16 protein-coding genes are annotated in these 20,940 nt (G+C 69.1%); 8 read left to right on the plus strand and 8 right to left on the minus strand.

What is annotated here, in order from left to right:
• Positions 1 to 101 precede the first annotated feature (101 nt).
• Positions 102 to 443 (minus strand): DUF7344 domain-containing protein, encoded by a 342-nt coding sequence (locus MXA07_RS01530; RefSeq protein ID WP_247730290.1) that lies wholly within the window; start codon positions 441 to 443, stop codon positions 102 to 104.
• Between the two features lie 309 nt (positions 444 to 752).
• Entirely contained in the window at positions 753 to 1,502 is a 750-nt protein-coding gene (locus MXA07_RS01535) for a helix-turn-helix domain-containing protein (RefSeq protein WP_247730291.1), read from the minus strand.
• A gap of 88 nt (positions 1,503 to 1,590) precedes the next feature.
• Between MXA07_RS01535 and MXA07_RS01540 the strand changes: the two genes are divergently transcribed.
• Together MXA07_RS01540 and MXA07_RS01545 are read left to right on the plus strand one after the other, a co-directional pair.
• A complete protein-coding gene (locus MXA07_RS01540) occupies positions 1,591 to 2,700 on the plus strand; it encodes an MBL fold metallo-hydrolase (protein WP_247730292.1) in 1,110 nt (369 codons plus the stop codon).
• A 3-nt stretch (positions 2,701 to 2,703) separates the two neighbouring features.
• Positions 2,704 to 3,993 carry an MFS transporter gene (locus tag MXA07_RS01545; protein ID WP_247730293.1) on the plus strand — a complete coding sequence of 430 codons (1,290 nt, stop codon included), beginning with the start codon at positions 2,704 to 2,706 and terminating at the stop codon, positions 3,991 to 3,993.
• Between the two features lie 70 nt (positions 3,994 to 4,063).
• Here MXA07_RS01545 and MXA07_RS01550 read toward each other — a convergent pair whose 3' ends face one another.
• From MXA07_RS01550 to MXA07_RS01560, 3 genes are all read right to left on the minus strand, one after another.
• Entirely contained in the window at positions 4,064 to 6,271 is a 2,208-nt protein-coding gene (locus tag MXA07_RS01550; RefSeq protein ID WP_247730294.1) for a CARDB domain-containing protein, read from the minus strand.
• 73 nt (positions 6,272 to 6,344) lie between these two features.
• The gene (locus MXA07_RS01555) at positions 6,345 to 7,046 is read right to left on the minus strand and encodes an HAD family hydrolase (RefSeq protein ID WP_247730295.1); all 702 of its coding nucleotides are present in this window, start codon (positions 7,044 to 7,046) and stop codon (positions 6,345 to 6,347) included.
• Positions 7,043 to 7,795: a GNAT family N-acetyltransferase gene (locus tag MXA07_RS01560; protein WP_247730296.1), complete on the minus strand. Its 753-nt coding sequence runs from the start codon at positions 7,793 to 7,795 to the stop codon at positions 7,043 to 7,045. Before MXA07_RS01560 ends, MXA07_RS01555 begins: the two co-directional genes overlap by 4 nt.
• A gap of 134 nt (positions 7,796 to 7,929) precedes the next feature.
• Between MXA07_RS01560 and MXA07_RS01565 the strand changes: the two genes are divergently transcribed.
• From MXA07_RS01565 to MXA07_RS01585, 5 genes are all read left to right on the plus strand, one after another.
• Positions 7,930 to 8,850, plus strand: coding sequence for a DUF7351 domain-containing protein (locus MXA07_RS01565; RefSeq protein WP_247730297.1), 921 nt, complete (start codon positions 7,930 to 7,932; stop codon positions 8,848 to 8,850).
• A gap of 212 nt (positions 8,851 to 9,062) precedes the next feature.
• A complete protein-coding gene (locus tag MXA07_RS01570) occupies positions 9,063 to 9,473 on the plus strand; it encodes a carboxymuconolactone decarboxylase family protein (protein ID WP_425492210.1) in 411 nt (136 codons plus the stop codon).
• A 1,472-nt stretch (positions 9,474 to 10,945) separates the two neighbouring features.
• Positions 10,946 to 13,690: a bacterio-opsin activator domain-containing protein gene (locus MXA07_RS01575; protein WP_247730299.1), complete on the plus strand. Its 2,745-nt coding sequence runs from the start codon at positions 10,946 to 10,948 to the stop codon at positions 13,688 to 13,690.
• Between the two features lie 69 nt (positions 13,691 to 13,759).
• Positions 13,760 to 14,059, plus strand: a complete 300-nt coding sequence (gene ddfA / locus MXA07_RS01580; RefSeq protein WP_247730300.1) for a DdfA family disk-determining factor — start codon at positions 13,760 to 13,762, stop codon at positions 14,057 to 14,059.
• 28 nt (positions 14,060 to 14,087) lie between these two features.
• Positions 14,088 to 14,294: a DUF7576 family protein gene (locus tag MXA07_RS01585; protein ID WP_247730301.1), complete on the plus strand. Its 207-nt coding sequence runs from the start codon at positions 14,088 to 14,090 to the stop codon at positions 14,292 to 14,294.
• 231 nt (positions 14,295 to 14,525) lie between these two features.
• Here the strand turns inward: MXA07_RS01585 and MXA07_RS01590 are convergent, their stop codons facing one another.
• The gene (locus MXA07_RS01590) at positions 14,526 to 15,674 is read right to left on the minus strand and encodes a pyridoxal phosphate-dependent aminotransferase (RefSeq protein WP_247730302.1); all 1,149 of its coding nucleotides are present in this window, start codon (positions 15,672 to 15,674) and stop codon (positions 14,526 to 14,528) included.
• Positions 15,675 to 15,985: 311 nt separating this feature from the next.
• Between MXA07_RS01590 and MXA07_RS01595 the strand changes: the two genes are divergently transcribed.
• Positions 15,986 to 16,705, plus strand: coding sequence for a maleate cis-trans isomerase family protein (locus tag MXA07_RS01595; RefSeq protein ID WP_247730303.1), 720 nt, complete (start codon positions 15,986 to 15,988; stop codon positions 16,703 to 16,705).
• 143 nt (positions 16,706 to 16,848) lie between these two features.
• Here MXA07_RS01595 and MXA07_RS01600 read toward each other — a convergent pair whose 3' ends face one another.
• Both MXA07_RS01600 and MXA07_RS01605 read right to left on the minus strand, forming a co-directional pair.
• Entirely contained in the window at positions 16,849 to 18,528 is a 1,680-nt protein-coding gene (locus tag MXA07_RS01600) for a hydantoinase B/oxoprolinase family protein (protein ID WP_247730304.1), read from the minus strand.
• A 2-nt stretch (positions 18,529 to 18,530) separates the two neighbouring features.
• Positions 18,531 to 20,618 carry a hydantoinase/oxoprolinase family protein gene (locus MXA07_RS01605; protein WP_247730305.1) on the minus strand — a complete coding sequence of 696 codons (2,088 nt, stop codon included), beginning with the start codon at positions 20,616 to 20,618 and terminating at the stop codon, positions 18,531 to 18,533.
• Positions 20,619 to 20,940: the final 322 nt, after the last annotated feature.

Genomic DNA, 20,940 nt, shown 5'->3' on the forward strand with positions numbered 1-20,940 from the left:
GACGCGGCGGAACGGCCGTCAGCGCTGCTGTCGACGATCTCGTCGCCGCGCCGTTCGGACGTCGGACGACGGCAGTCCCCGGTGATCACCCATCGCAGCGGCTACGCCCCGTCGCGGATCGATTCGATCGACTCGTCCGGGACCGCGACCAGTCGGGCCGTCGGGTCGTACTCGATGACGCCCGCGTCGGCCAGCTTCGGGAGGTGGACGTGGTGGAGTTCGATCGCGATCCGGTCCGGGTCGGCGTCCGGGCCCCCGTCGGGTCCGTCCATCGCGGCGATCGCCGCCGCGACGTCCGCGAGGTCGACCGTTCGTGGCGCCGTTTCGAGGACCGCGATCACCTGCCGTCGTCGCCGGGAGGCGAGCAGCTCGTGGCGATCGCTCGCGGGCAGTTCGATCGATCGCACCCTCTCGTCGGCCGCTCGGTTGCGTGATTGGGACATGATTTCACGTAGTAGCGGACTACTGCTTCGTAACGATAGATAACCCGCCGTCTCCCTAAGGGTGCGGCCACAGTGATTAGGCCAGGTCGATCGAACCAGTCATTCGGATCGGATATTTTAACGAAAGTGCCGTCGCCTGCAGAGCGTTACCGGACGACCACGGGTGAGAGATCCCTCCATCGACGGAGCCCCGCGGGAAAGCGCCTCGTTCGACCCGCTACCCGCGCCCGACGCCCGATAGACGGTTCGGCCGTCGAAGCCGGTCGCGCGACGGCGTGAATCGCCGCGGCGCCGGTAGGGTGAGGGCCCTCAATCGCCGTCCGCTCCGCTCGCCGACGGCGCGTCGGCCGCCGTCCGCTCGACGCCCAGCGGATTCGCATCCGCGGGCGCGGTTAGCAGCCGGAGGAACTCGCCCGCGTTCGTCAGCACCTTGTTCTCCGCCTTCCGGAGGTGCTCTTCGAACGTCGAGCGCGCGACGGCGGTCCGCTCGGCGAGGTCGCGAAGCGACGTCCGTCGCGGCTGTTCGTAGTACCCGCGCTCCAGCGCCAGTCGGAGAGCGGCGAGCTGCCGATCGGTCAGCGAATCGAAGAGCCGGTCGACCGGCGCCAGCATGCTGTAGGGGAGGGTTCCCTCGGCGAGTTCGATCTTCGAGCGGACGTCGATGTCGCGATCGGCCTCCAGATCCCGGTGGAGCGCCCGGACGTCGGCCTCGTCGAAGGCGATCACGCTGTAGTGCTCCCAGCCCTGGCGGTGAACCGTCGGCGGCTGGTAGAGGCAGTTGTGCGCCTCGAATCGCTCGACGATCGACGATTCGAGCGAGCAGAGGCAGGCCCGGGTCACGACGTGCAGGCCGGACTCGTCGATCGAGCGGTGGAGGATCGTCCCCATCGACTCGATCTCGGCCAGCAGGTCGTCCGTCGGCGTCCCCGGCGCGTCGAGCTCGAGCACCTGGCAGTCGTGCAGGTACCACTCGCGGATCGTCAGGTCCGGGTGCCGCTCGGATAGCTCCCGGTAGGGACACTCGTGGCGAATCCGGAACGAGGCCTGGTACAGGCTCATACCGAATGAAGGGGACGACGTCGCGTAAGGGTGCCGGTCATGACCGGCAGTGCTTACATCGAGGATCGGTGCCTACGGGTGACCACGGATGACCGAAATCACGCCCGCTGAACTCGGCGACCGGATCGGGACCGACGAGGCCCCGCTCGTCGTCGACGTTCGCTCACAGGAGGAGTACGCTGACTGGCACGTCCCGGGAAGTATCAACGTCGACGTCTACGACGAGCTGCAATCGGACCCGGCCGCGGCGGCCGAATCGCTCGCGGACCTGCCCGAAGACCGAGAGATCGTCACCGTCTGCGCCGCCGGAGTCGTCGCGGAGACGGCGGCGGACGCCCTTCGAGACAGGGGCTACGACGCGAAGACGCTCGTCGACGGGATGAACGGCTGGAGCCGCGTGCACCGGAGCGCCGTCGTCAGGACCGATCTCGACGGCACGCTCGTCCAGGTCGCCCGTCCGGGGAAGGGCTGTCTCTCGCACGTGCTCGTGGCCGACGGCGAGGCCGCGGTCTTCGACCCCTCGCACTACCTCGCGGCGTACGACGCGATCCTCGAGGCGTACGACGCCGATCTCGTCGGCGTCTTCGACACGCACGCCCACGCGGATCACGTCTCCGGCGGGGCCGACCTCGCCGCGCGCCACGACGTCCCGTACTACCTGCACCCCGACGACGCGCTCGCGATCGACGTTGCCCCGATCGCTGACGGTGAGACGATCACGGTCGGGACGGTCGACATCGACGTGATCCACACGCCCGGCCACAGCGAGGGCAGCGTCACCTTCGCCCTCGCGGGCGAGGCGCTCCTGACGGGCGATACGCTCTTTCACGAGAGCGTCGGTCGCGTCGAGCTGGGTGTCGAGGCCGGCATCGAGGACTCGGACGTCGAGTCGAACGCGGCAACGCTCTACGAGAGCCTCCAGCGCATCATCGAACGACCGGACGACGCGGTCGTCCTCCCGGCGCACGATCCCGGCTCGCCGGAACCGCCGGTGAGCGCGACGCTCGACGAGGTTCGGGCGCGAAATCCGGATCTCGATCGCGACCGGGCGGCGTTCGTCCGGACGCTCGCGGCGGATGTCCCGGACCACCCGCCGAACTTCGAACGCGTCAAGCGAGCGAACGTCGGCCGGGCGGACGTTCCGGACGACGAACTGTCCGAGCTCGAACTGGGGCCAAACCGCTGTGCCGCGGAGTGATCGATGAGCGAGTCCACCCGACTCACGCAGGGCATCCGCGAGCACCTCGGCCAGTTCTCGCTGCACGTTCTGCTGGTGTTCGCGACGGGACTGACGATCGGCTCCGAACGGACCGTCGTCCCCATCCTCGGCGAGGAGGTCCTCGGCGTCGAGTCGTTTCTCGTCATCGGCTCGTTCGTCGTCTCCTTCGGCTTCGTGAAGGCGCTACTCAACCTCTACGCCGGCAAGTGGGGCGAGACGTACGGCCGCAAGCCGGTCCTCGTCGCGGGGTGGCTCACCGCCCTGCCGATTCCGGTCGTCCTCATCTACGCGCCGAGCTGGAGCTGGATCACCGTCGGGAACGTGCTGCTGGGGGTCAACCAGGCGCTGACCTGGAGCATGGCGATCAACGCCAAGATCGACCTCGCCGGGCCCGACCAGCGCGGGCTCGCCGTGGGGATCGACGAGGCGTTCGGCTACACCGGCGTCGCCGCCGGCGCCTGGCTCACGGGCGTCATCGCCGGCCGGACGAGTCTGCGTCCGGAGCCGTTCTACTTCCTCGCCGTCGTCGTGGTCCTGGCGACGCTCGTCTCGATATTCCTCGTCAGGGAGACCGTCCAGTTCGCCCAGCTCGAGGGCGACGAGGATCACCACGACGCGAACCTGCCGTTCGTCGCCGTCCTCAAGCGGGCCACCTACGGCGATCGGACGCTCTTCGCGGCGGCCCAAGCCGGCCACATCGAAAACTTCGTCGACACCCTGTTCTGGATCGCCGTCCCGCTGTACCTCACGAGTCGGGGCCTGGCGATCGAGGCCGTCGGAGTCGTCGTCGGCGTCCACAGCGCGATGTACTTCGCCCAGATCGCGACCGGCGGCCTGGCCGACCGCATCGGCCGCCGCCCGCCCGTGGTGGTCGGGATGTTCGTCGCCGGCGGTGGCGTCCTCGGGATGGTCTTCGTCGAGGGCTACCTCGCGTGGACGGGCCTGGCCGCCGTCTCCGGGCTCGGGATGGCGCTGCTCTACCCGAACCTGATGACGGTGCCGGGCGACGCCGCCCACCCCACCTGGCGCTCGGCCGGCATGGGCGTCTACCGCATGTGGCGCGACGCGGGCTACGGCGTCGGCGCCATCCTGATCGGCGTCGCGATGCAATTCGCGAGCGCGGAAGCCGCGTTCTACGTGACCGGGATCGCCATGCTGCTCTCCGGCGTCGTCGTCTACCTGTGGATGGAGGAGACCCATCCCGACTTCGGCACGCACGAGCCGCCCGCGCCGGCCGCGACACCGGCGAGCGGGGGACCGGCCGAGGACTGAGGGCGGCAGGTAGGCCCGAACAGTCGCTCTTCCTATTCGTACCGAACACTCGCGAGCATCGCGACCACCGTCAGACCAGCCCGCGACGGCGCGCCGCGACCAGGCCGACGAGACCGATCAGACCGACGCCGACGGCCAGCGCCGTTCCCGGGTCGGTCGACGTGACGGCGGTCTCCGCGCGGACGAGCAGCCCGGGAATCGTCCCCACGCCGACCAGAACCTGCTCGTCCCCGACGGTTACCTCGTTTCGTCCCTCCCGAGTGAAGGTGACGGTCGTCTCGACGCGCCTCGTCTCGCCGGGCCCCAGGTGGACCGTCCGTTCGGTGGCATCGTCCGGCGTGGAGACGACGAGCGTCGTGCGCGACGGCCGCGTCTCGTGACCCGCGACCGTCACCGTCGCGGTCACCGGCTCGCCGACGGCCGCCGACCGCGCGGAGACGGAGAGATCGGACACCTTCGCCTCCGCCGGCGGTCGGATCGACACGCTCGCCCGCTGCCCCGAACCGTCTCGCCCGGAACGTACTCGGAGGTCGATTTCGCCCGCCGTTTCGGGCGTCCAGGCGAGGTCGACGGTCGTGCTCGCGCCGGGGTCGAGCCGGCCGCGCGCCTCGTCGACCACGCGGGCGCCCGCCTGCGCATAGACGCTGAAGGAGCCCGCTTCGTCGTCGACGTTTCGCACTGACACCGGGACGCGAACCGTCTCCTCCGGGACGACGGCGGCGAGGGAGGCGACGGTCGCGTTTCGATAGGGGCCCGTGACCTGGAAGGGAGCCTCCCCGGTCGCGACGTCGAACGCCGTCGGGTCGGCGCCGAAGACGCGTTCGTGTTCGAGGCGCGTCCAGGTGTCGGGGATCGACTCGCGCTCGACTGCGCGCTCGGCGACGGCGACCGCCTCGCTCCCGCCAGCGTCCCCGACGGCGTCGTAGAAGCCCTCGCGTCCGATCGGACGCTCCGCGCGGTTGAGCGCCCGGACGGCGTCGAGCAGCGTCCGGTCGTTGTCGGTGGCCGCCCGGATCTCGCGGTCGATCGCGGCCAGCGCCAGCGGGCCGCGGGCGTACGGCAGTGTCCGGTCCGCCCACGACCCCGGGTCGGCGAGGACGCCCTCGTCGTAGGGGTGGCGGGCGCCGCGTTCGAGGTGGTCGCGGAACTCGCGGTAGGAAACGGCGCCGGATTCGTGGGCCAGCAGCGCGGCGAGGTACTCGGCCTGGCCCTCGACCAGCCAGCGCATCGACTCGGTCGTTCCGCCCTCGACACCCGCGTACGGCTGACGCGAGTGGACGTACTCGTGCAGCCAGACGTTGCCGGGCTCGTCGAGGCGGGCGTCGGCGCGCACCCACGCGTCGTCGTCACCGTACTGGGTCCCCCGGGATCGCCACTCGACGCCCTCGGTCGGCGCGGCCACCACGAAGAACTCGTCGTTGCTCGCCCCGACCGGCAGCGCGGACTCGGCCCGCCCCAGCGCCGAGAGGACGGCGTCGGGCGATTCGGCGAGGTCGGCCGCCTCGGGGACGACGAGGCGGTGCGTCTCGGCGCCCGCGTCGGCCACGTACTCCTCGATCTGGCCGAAGACGGCGATCGTCTCGCCCGCGGTCCCCGGTCCGTCGACCGACGCCGACCGGTCGACCGAGATCGCGGTTCCGCGGCGGTGTTCCCACTGGTAGCCGAACTGCGGGATGGCCACGATACCCCACTGGCCCGTCTCGACGAAGTCGAGGCCATCGTCAGTTCCCCGGGCCGCCGCGCCGTGCGACCCGCCAGCGTCCCCGCCGACCGTCGCCGGTTCGTCGGTCGGTCCGGGTTCGTACGGGCCAGTCCCCTGCGTCCGGTTCGCCTCGACGGCGAACGTGGCCGTCGGGGTAGCCGTCTCGCCCGTCCAGACCAGCGTCGACGGCCCCGCCCGCTCGAAACCGTCGAGGGACTCGGCGGTCGCCGTCCGCGGAACCGACACCTCGAGGTGTGAGACCGCGTCCGGGACCGACACGGTCGCCTCGGCGCCGAACTCGCCCGGCCGGTCCGGGCGCTGGGTCAGGACGAGCGCTTCCTCGATGGTCGCCGCGTCCGGGCGCGTCCGGGTCGCCGTCGCTGGCACGGCAGCGCCGGTCGGAACGGTGTCGCCGCCGGACGAGACGAGCCCGTCATCGACCGTGTTCGGCCCGTCGCCGACCGGGTCAACCGCTCCGGCCGAATCCGGCCCGTCACCGGCCGCGCCGACGGCTCCGGCGCCCGCCCCCGACAGGACGAGCAGCGCGACCAGCACGACCGCGATACCCTCTCGCATCTAGACGTGTCGGCGCGGCGGACGAGCAAATCCCTTGTGGTCGAGTCGGTCCGATCGGCGTGGGAGTCCGCGATCAGGGCCGCGAACCGCCGATGACGGCCGAGAGGTCGGCCAGCGACGGGAGGACGTACGTCGGCTTCGGTTCGCCGGGCGGGACGGACGCGCGCTCGTCCGGGATCCACGCCGCGTCGATGCCGAGCGCCGTCGCCCCGCGCACGTCCGTGGCGAGCGAGTCGCCCACCTTCAGCGCCCGCTCGGGATCGCACCCGAGTTCCGCGAGGGCCCGCTCGAACGGGTCCGCGGCCGGTTTCACCCGATCGACGTCGTCCCCGAACACCGTCGCGTCGAAGCGACCGGCGAGACCGACCGCGTCCAGTTTGGGCGCGTGAGTGCGCTCGGGGCCGTTCGTGAGCAGCGCGGTCGCGAGCGAGTCCGACGCCGAGACCGCCTCGCCGACGCCCGGGCGCCGCGAGGCGGTCCCCGGATCGAACGCCGCCTCGTACGCCGACGCGAGGGCGGCGCCGTCCACGTCGACGCCGGCGGCCGCGCCGGCCGTCTCGAAGACGCGCCGGCCGAACGTCGCGGCGTCGAGATCGGTCGTCTCGGCGGCGACGACCCGTTTCGCCAGTCGCAGCGTCTCCGGCCGGCAGAACGGGTCCAGCTCACGCGCCGCGCACGCCGCCTCGAACGCGGTCGCGGGAGACTCCTCGTGCTCGATGAGCGTCCCGTCGAGGTCGAACAGGACCGCGTCGTACGGTCGCTCGTCGCCACTCATCCGCGGCCACTCCGTCCTCCGGCGCCGACCTCGTCGCGATCGCCGTCGGGAGCCGCGTCGAAACGCCGATCGGCGTCCGAGCACCGCTCGCGACGCCACGCATCTTCGAGGACGGCGTAGCGGTCGACGTCCCCGTAGTCGCCGTTTGTGATGCGACACTCCCGCATCGTTCCCTCGTGGACGAATCCGAGTCGCTCGAGGAGGCGTCGGGAGTCGTCGTTCTCGGCGAACACCTCGGCCTCGATCCGGTGGAGGCCGAGATCCGCGAACGCGACGTCGACGAGCAGCGAGACCGCCTCGCTCGCGTAGCCGCGGCCCCTGTACGCGTCGAACAGCCAGTAACTGAGCGTCCCCGAAACGCGGTCGACGTCGAAGAGGTTGACCGCGCCGGCGACCGGGTGGTCCGCGTTCGCCTGGGCCTCGCGGACCGCGGGCGGAAGGGCGGACTCGCCACCAGGAGGGAGGGCGCGCTCGGCGCCGGGCGGCGGGGTTGACTCGCCGTCCGCCCCCTCGCCAGCCTCGCGGTGATGGTCGCGCGGACAGACGAAGCAATTGCAGTTGGATTCGTCCGCGAGGGTGGACTCGAGGAAGGCGTCGGTTCGCCCCCGCGGCCACGGCGAGTCGAACCCGAGCGCGCGCCTGAAGTCGGGATCGTTGCGCACGTAGCCGAGGAAGCGACGGTCGACGTCGGTCTGCTCGACCGCGCGCAGGTCGAGACGATCGCCGCGACAGAAGACGGGACCGGGCATGGTTCGTGTGCGATCGTCGGTGCGGGCGGGCCATAGCGGTTTGGAGAAATTACCTTCCCCCGGCCGGCGAGTGAAACTACCGTCCCCCGGATGGCGAGGGAAACCGCTTTCCGGTGCGGGCCGACAGGTCCGGTATGACACGCCGGAATTCGACCCCGGAGGGCGGCGATCGCGACGACGGCGACCGACCGCCGACGTCCGTCGGGGACGACGCCTTCGGGCGGCTCGCGAGCGATCTCCGCCTGGAACTGCTCGCCATCGTCGCCCGGAGCGAGGCGCCGCCGTCGCACTCGACGCTGCTCGAACGCTCGTCGGCTACCGACGCCGGGCGGCTCAACTACCACCTCAGACGACTCGGCGGGTCGCTGCTCCGGGCGTCGGACGAGGGCTACGAACTCACCCAGCAGGGCCGGTGGGCGCACAACCTCCTGATCGCGGACGTCCTCGACGGCGAGACGACGCGCGAAGGGGAATCGATCGACGGCCCGTGTGGCCACTGCGGGGCGGTTCGGGTCGAGATCGCGTATCGAGGTGGGGAAGGGATCGTCACCTGTCCGTCCTGCGAGCGCACCCACAGCGCGTTCGACTTTCCGCCGGGCGCCGCTCGCCGTCTCGAAACCGAGGCCTTCGTCGAAGCGTACGCGGCGCGAACCCGGCGATTCGTCGGCCTCGCCGACGAGGGCGTCTGCCCGTTCTGCGCGCAACCGACGCGAGCGACGCTCGAAGACTGGCCCGACCCCTCGTCGCCCGACCGCGGCGGTGAGCCAAAGAGCTGCGCCGTCAGGTTCGAGTGTTCGGGCTGTACCGGCCGGATTCGCGCACCGCTCGGCCTCGTGTTGTCGACGCGGCCGCGCGTCCGGGCGACGCTGTCAGACCACGGCGTTCGTCTCACAGACGCGCCGTTCTGGACGTTCGAGTGGGGCGTCTTTTCGGCGTCAAAGATCCAGGAGGACGATCCGCGCCGGGTCTCGCTCGACGTTCCGCTGGACGACACCGTCTGGCGGGCCGTCGTCGACGCCGACGTCGACCTCGCGGAGTGGCGGAACGTGGGCTAACCCGTCGAGAGCTAGATACAGGTACGTCGACCGGTCCGTTCCCGCCAACGGACGCACTCGAACGTGACCCCTCAGGCGCTCACGGCCGGTACCCGCCTCGGGTTCGGGATTCGGGTGCCGTTGGTTTCGACTGAAAGCATTAAGTAGGGTATGGTAGTACGAACTTCGGTGGTCGGTAGCAGGTGACACACTTTCCGATCACCGGGGCACGCATGGCGACGAACACCACACCGTACGACGAGACGACGACGGACATCGAGGAGACGCTGGGCCTCGTCCCGGGGTACCTAGCGGAACTGCCGGAGGACGCGCTGGTGAACGAGTGGCCGACGCTGAAGCGGTTTCTCTTCGGCGAGTCCGCGATCGATCCCAAGACCCGAGAACTGGTCGGGCTGGCGGTCGCGGCGGCGATCGGCTGCGAGTATTGCAGGCACTTCCACCGAGGGGTCGCGAAGCTCCACGGCGCGAGCGAGGACGAGCTCGCGGAACTGGCGTTCCTGGCCAGCTACACGCCGCGCTACAGCGCGATGATCCAGGCGCTGGACTACGACCTCGACGAATTCTACGACGAGGCCGAACGGATCGCAACGCACGTCCAGTCACAGCAGGCGGCAGGGGATTGATCTGACACGGGTACTCAAACTCGACCGCGAATCGGCGACGGGCGACTGCCACGTTATCGTCCAGTCGGAGGACGAATCCGAGGGGATCGAACTGGCGCGAAATCACATGCAGTCGGTTCACGGCGCCGAGTACTCCGACGACGAACTCCGCGAGGAGCACCGCCGGACAAGCTAACGGGTGCCGACGGAGCGACGACCGAGTGTCGCGATGGACTCGGGGCAGGCCCGAACCCACCCGGACCGGTCGCCGGATCGAAGCACGACGAAAAACCAATAAGAGACATAATTATCCGCATTTTTATCGGTCCGATATCGACCCGGATCGGGGCCGACCTGACGGAGGAGGCGCCTACCCGAGGAGGACGCTCACGGACCCGTCGGATCTCGGTGCTGGGTGTGCATCGCGGCCCCGTCCGACCCGATCGGGCGGTCGTCCAGCCGGCCGCGTCGGACCAGATATCGGGCGACAGTCGCCGGACGGGCCGTTCGGCCCCCTCGCGCCGGCCCCGGTCGAATGTCGGCGGCCGGCCGAGCGACGTCGGTCACCGCTCCAGGCACGGGCGCCCCTCGAACCGGCCGAGTCAGCCGTCGACCGCCCGCTCGCCCAGGTCGAGACACCGGTGATTGTCGGCACGGGCGGACCCGTCCGTACCGGATCGCGATCAGCGGGCGCTTCGTCGCGCCCCCTCGCCGGCCCCGCGTTCCACGACGCGCCAGTCCGCGATCTCGCCGGATCGGCGAGAGGGGACGCGTGAGCGGACGTAGCTGTCATTACTTCTGTCGTCTATCGTGGTTCGAGCGGGTGCCGGGACGGTCATTCCGCCGAGGCGGTGAGTCGCAGTTTGCAGAAAACCGCACCTGCAGTTCCGTGGTCGACCGACCGGGTCACCCGTGAGCGCTAGCTTGCCCGATCCGGCAGACGGACGGGTCGAGGAGCACCGCCGACGGCGCACCCGCCGGAATCGTCCGTCCGGCACGTAATCGAGATCCGCAGGTGATCGAGGCGACCGATTCTCGAGCGAGTTCGGGGCCGGATAGGCCCGACTTCGCTCTGCCCGGAAGCCAGAGCAGGACGTGCGCCGATGCAGACGATCCCGATCGTCGAGGTGGCGGCTCCGGGACAGGAAGAGGACGACGGCGACGAGGAGCGTTCCGAGGCCGAACGTCGCCCTCGCGCGGCCGAACCAGCACTCGGAGTCGTCGGCGGGCGAGGCCGTCGGTTCGCGACGAGTACGATCCAGCGAATCCGTCTCCTCGCCCGTCGCGGAGCGCCGCTCGGCCCGGCCTCGGATCCGGACGAACAGCCCCCGCGATCGAGTCGTCGCGTCGAGACGGAAAGGCGGCCTTCCTGCGCCCGTTCTCCAAAGCTCCCGGGCGCCCGGTGCCGTCCGATCCGCCCGGATCGATCCGTCCCGTTCGGGACCGAACACCGAAGGGATGGTGCTTTTCCGCGTCGCGAATCCAGAACTGGTATGGATCGGTCGAGTCAGCCCGGCGACGTCTCGCTGCGCGCGACTCGTCGCTGTTTCGTCGAGCGAGACGATCCGGGTGCGCCCCGTACCACGCCGGAGGTCGCGGCCGAGCTCGACTGTCCGACCGGGGTCGCGGCCGAGCGGCTCGCGACGCTGGCCGAGCGCGGCGACCTGCGGCGAAAGCGGCTCGATTCGGACACCTGCGTGTGGTGGCAGGCCGTCGACGAACGATCAGAACGCCACCCGCTACCCGCGGAGCGAGCGCAGGACGGACACCGAGACCAGGAAGTCGCGGAGCAGTTCCGGCTGCTGGTCGACAGCGTCGAGGAGTACGCCATCTTCATGACCGACCCCGACGGCTACATTCGGAGCTGGAACGCCGGGGCCCAGCAGGTCAAAGGCTACGCGAAAGACGAGATCCTCGGCGAGCACATCTCGGTCTTCTACACGGAGGACGCGGCCGCGGACGGAGTCCCCGAGCGGAACCTCGAAGCGGCTCGACGGACCGGCCTCGTCGAGGACGAGGGCTGGCGGGTCCGCAAGGACGGCTCTCGTTTCTGGGCGAACGTCACCCTCTCGCCGATCCGCGACGACGCCGACGAGCTGGTCGGCTTCGCGAAGGTCACGCGAGACATGACCGAGCGCCACGCCTCCGAGCGTCGGCTCCGCCGGGAGAAAGAGCGCGTGCAGCGAATGATCGAGGAGGTCCGCGACTACGCGATCTTCAGGCTGGATACGGACGGGTTCATCCAGACCTGGAACGAGGGCGCCGAACGCATCAAGGGCTACGCGGAAGACGAGATCGTCGGCGAGCACCTCTCGACGTTCTATCCCGACGACGAGGAGACCATCGACCCCGGGACGCTGCTCGACAGGGCCGCCGCGGAGGGTCGCGCTGCCAGCGAGGGCTGGCGCGCCCGCAAAGACGGCTCGCGCTTCTGGGCCGGGGTGGTCCTCACCGCGATTCACGACGACGGCGGCGAGCTCGCCGGCTTCGCGAAGATCACGCGCGACCTGACCGAACGCAAGCGGCGCGAGGATCGGCTCGCGGCCCTCGACGAACTCGGCCGGGCGCTGCTCGCGGCGGAGACGTCCCAGGACGTCAGCGAAATCGTCGTCGAGGCGGCCGAGACCGAACTCGACCTGCCGATTTCGACGATCGCGCTCTACGACGAGGAACGCGGCCGGCTGGCGGCGACCGGGCGAACGACGCGCGCCGCGGCCTCCCAGTCCGACGTGCCGTTCCTCGATCCGTCGTCGGGCGTCGCGTGGGAGGCCTTCGGGGCCGACGAACCCATCGTCGTCGACGATCCCGACACCCGCGAAGAGGCCGACACGTCCCTGACCGGCGGCGTCGTCGTTCCGATCGGCGGCCACGGCGTCTTCATCGTCGGATGCACCGACGAGCCGAGCGAGGAGACGATCGATCTCGCGAAGATCGTCGCCGCGGACGCCGAGACGGCGTTGAACCAGGCCGAGCGCCAGCACCTCCTCCGGGAACGCGAGGCGACGCTCGCGGACCAGAACGAACGGCTCGAGCGCCTCAACCGCATCAACGACGTCATCCGGACGATCGACCAGTCCCTCGTCGACGCGACCTCGCGGACCGAGATCGAGCAGGCGGTGTGTACCGAACTGGCGACGGCCAGGCCGTACCGATTCGCCTGGATCGGACACCGGGAGTCGGCCTCGGGGTCGATCACGCCCCGAACGTGGGCCGGCGTCGAGTCCGGCTACCTGGAGACGCTCTCCGCGTCCGATCGACCGCGTGGAGACCACCCAGCCAGCATCGCGGCTCGGTCGCGGTCGCCGGCCGTCGCGCAGGACCTTCGAACGGATCCGCCGTTCGATCCGTGGCGCAAGGCGGCGCTCGAACGGGGCGTTCGATCCGCGATCGCCGTTCCGATTCGGTACGAGGATTCACTCTACGGCGTTCTCACGGTGTACGCGGACGAGTCCGACGCGTTCACCGAGATGGAACGGGCGGTCGTCGCGGAACTGGGCGAGACGGCCGGCCACGCGATCAACGCACTCGAGAGCAAACGGGCGCTCGTCGGCGACGAGATCGTCGAACTCGAGTTCGTCGTTCGCGATCCGTCGCTGCCGATCCTCCGGCTGGTCGCTGCCGCCGACTGCGCGTTCGAATTCGACGGCGTCCAGTCGCACACGGACGGCGATATCAGCGGGTACTTCACCACCCGCGGCGCCGAGCCGGCGGCGGTCGAGAGCGCCGTCGAGGAGTTGCTCGCGGTCACCGACCTCCGGCGCATCGGCGACGGATCCGACGCGTGCTCGTTCGAGGCGGTGCTGACCGAGGAGAGCTTCGTGAGGACCCTGCTGGACCACGGGGCCGCCCCAGCGACGATCGTCGCCGAGGACGGCGAAGCGACGGTCGTCGTCGAGCTGTCCACGCGGGCCGACGTCCGGGAGTTCGTCGAGATGCTCCGGACGAAGTACCCCGACTCGGAGCTGACGGCCCGTCGGACCCGGGACCGGGCCGCCAGAACGCCACAGGGGTTCGCGGCCGCGTTCGAGGATCGGATCACCGATCGGCAGGCGGAAGTCCTTCGGACGGCGTACTTCAGCGGCTTCTTCGACTCGCCCAGAGCGACGACGGGCCGGGAGATCGGCGAGGCCCTCGGCATCTCCCAGCCGACGGTCGCACACCACCTCCGGGCGGCCCAGCGCGAACTCCTCGGGTTGCTGTACGAGCGAGCGCAGCCGCCGGTAACTCTAGACAGATAGATCGCGCATCGAGCGTCGGCTATCTATCTACAAGTCACCCTCATCCCCGACCCGGGCCAAGTGAGTGACGTGACAGAGACTCGATCCCGACCGACCATCGACGGCATCGATTCGACCCAGCCGGTCAGCACCGCCGTCGTCTTCGCGATCGCCGAGACGACGGGCACCGATCCGCTGGAGCTGCCGCCCCTGTACGATGCCATCGACCCCGATTCGCTCGACGCCCTCTTCGCCTCGCTGGATCCCGAATCGGCGTCCGCCGCGCAGTTGTCGTTCACGCTGGCCGGCTGCGACGTCGTCGTCGACGGCGCCGGTCGAGTGACGGTGAGCGGACCGGACCCGACCGTCGAGAGCGAGGTCGCCGAGTGACGACGCATCAGGTAGCCCGGAGCGGTCGATGAGCGACTCGTCCGACGAGTCGGAGGGGACGGGCGGAGCCGAAGCGACGGGCGACGATCTCGACTACTGCGCACGCTGCGGAGCGACTCTGCCGGACGAGGTGTGGTGTCCCGTCCGGACCGAGCGCGAACCGGACGGAACGGTCCGGATCCGGTCGTTCTGCGACGAGACCTGCCTGAACGCCTGGCTCGCGGCCGAGGAGTGACCGAGCGCCCCCGGCGACGGCTTCGTCGACGAGTCGGGTCACGCGGTCGAGAGACTGGGTCCGCCCCCGCCCGACTCGGCTCGTCGGTCGCGCCGGTTGCTGGCGACGTTCGTCGGGTAGCGTGGTATTACGCGCACGCTGGACGCAATCAACCACTGCCTGAACGTCGATAGCGCACTGTACCGACAGCGCGTATACAGCCGCGATGACACCGGGGTCGATCGGTCGGCCTCAGGCCACGTAGTCGACGAAGGCGTCGAGCCCCGCCCTGAGTTCGTCGTCGGGCAGGACCCACGTCGCGCGGACGTAGCCCGGCGTGCCGAACGCGCTCCCCGGCGTGAACGCGAGTTGCTTGTCGTCCAGAATGTCCTTGCAGAACTGGACGTCGTCCTCGGTGTCGACGGGGATGAACATGTACATCCCGGAGTGGGGTTTCGGGAAGTCGAGGCCGGCGTCGGCCAGTCGCTCGACCATGATGTCGCGCCGGCGCGCCAGTTCCGCACGCTTTTCCGCGACGTGATCCTGCGGACCGGTCACCGCCTCGATGGCGCCGTGCTGGAGGAACGTCGGCACCGCCGTCACCGAATTCGAGTGGACCTTGGCGACTTCGTCCACGAACGCCTGCGGCGCGGCGAGGTAGCCGATCCGCCAGCCCAGCATCGAGTAGGCCTTCGAGAAGCCGCTGACCGTGATCGTCCGCTCGGCCATCCCGTCGAACGACGCGATCGCGTGGTGCTCGCCCTCGTAGATCAGTTTCTCGTAGATCTCGTCGGAGAGGACCCAGAAGTCGTGTTCGACGGCCAGGTCGCGCAGCCGCTCCAGGCCCTCGCGGGTGAACACGCCGCCGGTCGCGTTCAGCGGCGTGTTCAGCACGACGAGTCGCGTCGAATCGCCCACCGCCTCGTCCAGGTCGGCGTTACGAAGTAGGAACTCGTCGTCGAGCGAGACGCGTTCGACGGTGCCGTCGGCGATGTCGACCATCTTGTTGTACGACACCCAGGAGGGGTCCAGCACGACGACCTCGTCGCCCGGATCGACGAAGGAGAGGACCGACTCGAACAGCGCGTACTTCGTCCCGGGCGTCACCAGCACCTGGTCGGACTCGACCGGGACGTCGTTCTCGTCGCGCAACTTGGCCGCGAGCGCCTCGCGAAGCTCCGGGAGCCCCTTGCTCGGCGCCAGGTGCGTCTGGCCGTCGTCGAGGGCGGCCTGACTCGCCTCGCTGATGTGCTCGGGGGTCACGAAGTCGCGCGGTTCGGCCTGCGTCCCGGTCGTGAAATTCGTCACGTCGGTGCCGGCCGCCTCCATCTCCCGGACTTTGTCGATGATCGCGACCGTCTCACTGGGGGTAATCTGGGCTACCCGATCGGCGAACTCCATGGCGGAAACAGGGGGAACTGCTCACATAAAGCTAGGTGTATCGATCCACGAGTCGCGGTCCCCGACGGCGACTGCGAACCGAGTGACACCGAGGGGAGCCCCCGACCGACAGCACCCGGCCGTCGAAACGGCTCGATCTCGCGACGGGCGGACGCGGATCGGCCGCCCACGCCCCCGTCGGGCCCGCGTATCGTCGCACGGGCCACAGATCGTAGCCCCGCTTTCCGTACGCGCCCCGTAGTTTGGATTGTTCGATAAATTTGGCCAATTTTACCGATATGCTTATACTGCTTCTGGATCGTCTAGGATTCATGTACGGTTGGAGAGCGAGAGCCGGCCTCATCGTCCCGTCGGTCAACAGCACGGCAGAGACGGAGCTCGGCCCGCGTATGCCCGATGGCGTCTCGTCGCACGTCTCCCGGATGTACCTCGAAGACGGGACCGTCGATCACCTCGAGAAGATGGCCGGCGAGGCCGAGGAGAGCGCGTCCCTCCTCGGCACGGCCGACGTCGACGTCATCGCGTACACCTGCACGGCGGGATCACTCCACGAGGGGCTGGGCTTCGACGAACAGCTCGAGTCCGAGCTCAGCGAGGCGGCCGGCGGCGTCCCGACGGTGGCCACCGCCGCGTCGATCAAGCGCGCGTTCGATGCCCTCGGCCTCGAGCGCCTCTCGGTGACGGCTCCCTACATCGACGACCTGAACGACCTCGAAGTCGAGTTCCTGGAGGCGTCGGGCTACGACGTGACCAACATGAACGGGCTCGGGATCAAGTCCGGCCTCGAGATCGGCGCGCAGAAGCAGGAAGACACCTACCGGACCGTCCGCGAGGCCGACCACTCGGGCGCCGACGCCGTCTTCATCAGCTGTACGAACCTGCCCACGCTCGACATCATCGAGAAGCTCGAAGCCGACCTGGGTATGCCCGTCCTCTCCTCGAACCAGGCGACGCTCTGGGACGTGATGCAGAACCTCCCGGTCTCCCCCGAGGAACCGGTCGGGCCCGGCACGCTGTTCGAGGAAACGTAAGCCGTCGGCGCGGTTCGGGTTATTCTGCTTCGAGATCGTGCCCCGAGAGCCGTCGCTCGGGTCGGTGATGCGTCGGGTGACCGCCGATCGGACCGTCGGGTTCCGACGGAAACCGGGATAGTGGGGTGCCAGAGAGTGGTCGGTTACTCGTCTACGTCGACGCCGTAGACCGATTGCGCGGTTTCGGCGGTGATGTAGCCCTTCTCGACGTCGGCCCTGACGGCCTCGGGCGAGCGCTCTTCCGGCGGGCCGTAGCCGCCGCCACCGGCGTCCCTGATGGTGAATCGGTCGCCCGTCTCGAGCCGTTCCTGCCCGAGCGGGGCGACCGGTTCGCCGTTGACCGCCGTTTCGAGCACGTGGCCGGGGTCGCCCCCCTCGAGGCCCTCCGGCGGGTGCGTGTCCGTGTTGCACATGAGGTTGACCTGGACCGTTCCCTCGGCCGTCGACTCGAACTCGATCTCCTCGCCGAGGCCGCCGCGGTACGTGCCGTCACCGCCGGAGTCGGTCCACAGGCGCTTGTGGTGGTAGCGGAGGCTGTTGGTCTTCTCCTCCATCGCCTCGATGCCGGCCGTGTTGATGTTGGTCGGGGCGGCCGTCGCGGAGAGGCCGTCCTTTGTCGGCCGGGCGCCGAACCCGCCCGTCGAGAAGTGCAGGACGGAGAACTCCTCCGAGGGCGTCGACTCGCCGTAGAGCTGGATGACCGAGACCATGCCGGGGTCGGCGGGCACCCGCTCGGGGACGACCTCCGCGAGCAGTTTGAGGACGATGAGCGAGGCGTAGTGACCGAGGGTCTGCCGGGCGCTGATCGGCGCCGGCTTCGTCGGGTTGAAGATCGATCCTTCGGGCATGTCGACGTCGACCGCCATGTAGTCGCCCTCGTTGGCCGTGATCTTCGGCGTCGTCACGCACTTGATCGGATACTGGGTAAAGGCCTCCGCGTACAGCGCCGGGACGTTCAGCCCGTAGTCGATCTGGGGGCTCGTCCCCTCGTAGTCGATGTGGATGCGCTCGTCCTCGATCGTCATTTTCGCGGCGATGGTGAGGTCCTCGTCGACGCCGCTGACCGTCATCTCCTCTTCGTACTCGCCGTTTGGCATCTCTCGGATCTCCTCGACGAAGCTCGAACGGGCGGTCTCGACGATCTGGTCGCACAGCGCCTGGAAGTCGACGTCCGCCTCCTCGACGAAGTCCGTCACCAGCGAACTGCCGGTGTGGTGGGCGAACAGGCAGGCCTTGATGTCGCTGATCACTTCCTCCGGGTTCCGGACGTTGGCGCCGACGATGTCGAGCAGTTCCTGGTTCAGCTCGCCGCCGCGCATCAGCTTCGTGAAGGGCAGGGTCAGCCCCTCTTCGTAGTTGGATTCCGCCCACGGGGAGAAGCGGTTGCCGCCGATGTCCGAGAGGTGAGCCATCGTCCCGGTGAAGCCGATCAGGTCGCCGTCGACGAAGATCGGCCGGAACATGGCCATGTCGTACTCGTGGGTCGTCGTCGGCTTCCACGGGTCGTTGCTGATCAGAACGTCGCCCGGCTGGAGGCTGTCCTCGTCGTACTCCTCGGCGATGGTCGAGGCCGCCTCCGACATCGACTTCGTGAACACGGGAATCGTGAACGTGCTCTGGGCGACCTGGTTGCCGTGTTTGTCGCAGATCAGCGTCGAGAGGTCGTAGCTCTCGCGGATGATGGGCGAGATCGCCGTCCGGACCAGGTCGTTGACCATCTGGTCGCAGAAGGAGGCGAGCTTGTCCCAGTAGATGCCGAGCGTGATCTCGTCGAACGATTCGTCCGCGCCGCCGGCCGCTCCGGGGGTGTCTTCGGTGCTCATGGTTAGCGGGTGATGACGATGTTTCGCTGGTCGTCGATCGATGCGACCGACTCCGGGCCCACGACCGTCGTGGAGCCCTTCCCCTCGATGACCGCCGGGCCCTCGAGCTCGTCGCCGCGCTGGAGTCGCAGGCGGTCGACGAACGGCGTCGTCGTGTACTCGCCCGTCTCGGGGAAGAAGACGTCGCGCTCTTCGATCAGCCCGTCGCCGTCGGCGCTGGACTGGCTCTTCGCGATCGAGTCGACGTCGAAGCGCTGCCGGCCGGCGGAGACCTCCAGTTTGATGTTGGTGATCTCGACGTCGCGGTCGAGCGAGAGGCCGTACTTCTCGGTGTAGTGCTCCGCGAAGATCGACTCGATCGTCCCGACGTCCGCCAGCTCCGTCGGGGCAGGCACCTCGATCTCCTCGTCGAACCCCTGGCCGCGGAACCTGGCGTCGAGCTTGTAGCTTGTGGTCGCGGCGTCGTCGGCGAGCGAGTCGAGCGAGAGCGTCGAGACGGCCTCGTCGCGCATCCGGTGCCACTGCTCACTCAGCTCGTCGACCGAGAGGTCGCGCAGGGTGTGTTTGTATGCCTCGACGGAGTGTAGCGACCGCGGCGTCACCAGGAGGCCGAGACTGGCCAGCACGCCGGCGTTCGGCGGGACGATGATCCGGTCGATGTTGAGCGAGTCGGCGATCTTCTGGGCGTGGATCGGGCCGGCGCCGCCGAAGGCGAGCATCGAGAACTCTCGGATGTCGACGCCGTGTTCGGCCGCGTGCTCCTGGAACGCGTTCGCGATGTTCTCGTTCGTCTTGCGGTAGATCCCTTCGGCCGCCTCGCGGACGCTGACGTCGAGTTCCTCGGCGACGTTCGTCCGCAACGCCTCCTCGGCCAGGTCGGGGTCGACGTCGAGGTCGCTGGTCTCGAAGACGTCCGGTCGCAGGTAGCCGAGGTGCATGTCCGCGTCGGTGATCGTCGGCCGGGTTCCGCCGAGGTTGTAGCTCGCCGGGCCCGGGTTCGAACCCGCGCTCTCTGGGCCGACCTCGAGCGTGCCGCGGGCGTCGATGGTCGCGATGCTCCCGCCGCCGGAGCTGAACTCGATCAGGTCGACGTTCGGGATGTACAGGGGCAGGCCGCTGCCCGGCTTGAACTCGTGCTCTCGGGCCGCCTCGAAGACGTAGGAGCGATCGAGTTCGTGATCGGTGATGAGACAGCCCTTCGAGGTCGTCCCGCCCATGTCGAAGGCGAGCAGGTTCGGCGAGTCGGTCGTCTCGCTGAGTCGGCGGGAGATGAGCGAGCCGGCGGTAGGGCCGGATTCGAGTAACTGGACCGGCCGTTCCTTGGCCGCCTCCGGGGGCATCAGCCCGCCGCCGGAGGTCATCATCAGGAAGGTCCCGTCGAAGCCCTTCTCGTCGAGGTAGCCCCCCAGCGAGGTCAGGTAATCCTTCAACAGCGGTTTGACGTAGGCGTTGACCCCCGCAGTCGTAAAGCGCGGGTACTCGCGCATCCGCGGGGCGATGCCGGAGGAGGTGGTGATCTCCAGGTCGGGGTAGGCCTCCTCGACGACCCGCCTGGCGCGGCGCTCGTTCTCGTCGTTGGCGTAGGAGTGGAGGAAGGCGATGGCCAGCGATTCGACGCCCCGGTCGACGAGGTCGCCGACCTGGCGTTCGAGTTCGTCGACGTCGAGTTCCTCGATCAGTTCGCCGCGATGATCGACGCGCTCGGGGACGCCCGCGCGATACTGGCGCTCGGGAATCGGCGTGGGATTGTCGATCATCAGGTCGTAGATGTCGTATCGTCCCTCGTCGCGCATCTCGACGACGTCCCGGAATCCTTCGGTCGTCACCATCCCCGTCTTCGCGCCGTCGCGCTCGAGCAGCGCGTTCGTCGCGAGCGTCGTCGCGTGGGTGAACAGGTCGCACGCGCCCAGGTCGAGCAGTCCCCGGCTCTCGAGGTCGTCGAGCACCCGCTCGACGGTGTCGATCGGGTCGTCGCTCGTGAGGTACTTCTCGATGAGCAACTCCTCGGTCGCGTCCGTGACGAAACTGACGTCGGTGAACGTGCCACCGATATCTATGCCTAGCTGTTGTCCGCCTGGCGGCCTGCCCATGACTTCCTAACTCGAAAGCAACGCCTTAAATCTCTCGCTGTGCGCAGCCACGGCCGCCGGTACCCGGGACCGACGCCGGATCGGCCCGCCGACGGCGAGCGATTCGCGATCGACGTCGGCCGATTCGTGACACCGTCCGATGGCTCGCCGGACGCGGGCATTCCGGGCGCCGAGAGCGAGTAGTTCGCCGGGCGGCGCTGCTCGGCCGTCGGGTGGATCACCGCTCGGCCGTCGAACGACGACGCTGGACCGACGACGCGGCCCCGGTCGACCGTCGAAGGCGGTCACCGTTCGTCGATCGGCTGACGGGCGAAAAGCGGGT

Origin of the sequence: Halovivax limisalsi, from assembly GCF_023093535.1 — an archaeon.
GTDB classification, from domain to species: domain Archaea; phylum Halobacteriota; class Halobacteria; order Halobacteriales; family Natrialbaceae; genus Halovivax; species Halovivax limisalsi.

What these genes read in the sequence shown, in the direction of transcription:
- MXA07_RS01530 (WP_247730290.1), bottom strand. Translation starts at nt 443, where the DNA reads ATGTCCCAATCACGCAACCGAGCGGCCGACGAGAGGGTGCGATCGATC.
- MXA07_RS01535 (WP_247730291.1), bottom strand. Translation starts at nt 1,502, where the DNA reads ATGAGCCTGTACCAGGCCTCGTTCCGGATTCGCCACGAGTGTCCCTAC.
- MXA07_RS01540 (WP_247730292.1), top strand. Translation starts at nt 1,591, where the DNA reads ATGACCGAAATCACGCCCGCTGAACTCGGCGACCGGATCGGGACCGAC.
- MXA07_RS01545 (WP_247730293.1), top strand. Translation starts at nt 2,704, where the DNA reads ATGAGCGAGTCCACCCGACTCACGCAGGGCATCCGCGAGCACCTCGGC.
- MXA07_RS01550 (WP_247730294.1), bottom strand. Translation starts at nt 6,271, where the DNA reads ATGCGAGAGGGTATCGCGGTCGTGCTGGTCGCGCTGCTCGTCCTGTCG.
- MXA07_RS01555 (WP_247730295.1), bottom strand. Translation starts at nt 7,046, where the DNA reads ATGAGTGGCGACGAGCGACCGTACGACGCGGTCCTGTTCGACCTCGAC.
- MXA07_RS01560 (WP_247730296.1), bottom strand. Translation starts at nt 7,795, where the DNA reads ATGCCCGGTCCCGTCTTCTGTCGCGGCGATCGTCTCGACCTGCGCGCG.
- MXA07_RS01565 (WP_247730297.1), top strand. Translation starts at nt 7,930, where the DNA reads ATGACACGCCGGAATTCGACCCCGGAGGGCGGCGATCGCGACGACGGC.
- MXA07_RS01570 (WP_425492210.1), top strand. Translation starts at nt 9,063, where the DNA reads ATGGCGACGAACACCACACCGTACGACGAGACGACGACGGACATCGAG.
- MXA07_RS01575 (WP_247730299.1), top strand. Translation starts at nt 10,946, where the DNA reads ATGGATCGGTCGAGTCAGCCCGGCGACGTCTCGCTGCGCGCGACTCGT.
- MXA07_RS01585 (WP_247730301.1), top strand. Translation starts at nt 14,088, where the DNA reads ATGAGCGACTCGTCCGACGAGTCGGAGGGGACGGGCGGAGCCGAAGCG.
- MXA07_RS01590 (WP_247730302.1), bottom strand. Translation starts at nt 15,674, where the DNA reads ATGGAGTTCGCCGATCGGGTAGCCCAGATTACCCCCAGTGAGACGGTC.
- MXA07_RS01595 (WP_247730303.1), top strand. Translation starts at nt 15,986, where the DNA reads ATGTACGGTTGGAGAGCGAGAGCCGGCCTCATCGTCCCGTCGGTCAAC.
- MXA07_RS01600 (WP_247730304.1), bottom strand. Translation starts at nt 18,528, where the DNA reads ATGAGCACCGAAGACACCCCCGGAGCGGCCGGCGGCGCGGACGAATCG.
- MXA07_RS01605 (WP_247730305.1), bottom strand. Translation starts at nt 20,618, where the DNA reads ATGGGCAGGCCGCCAGGCGGACAACAGCTAGGCATAGATATCGGTGGC.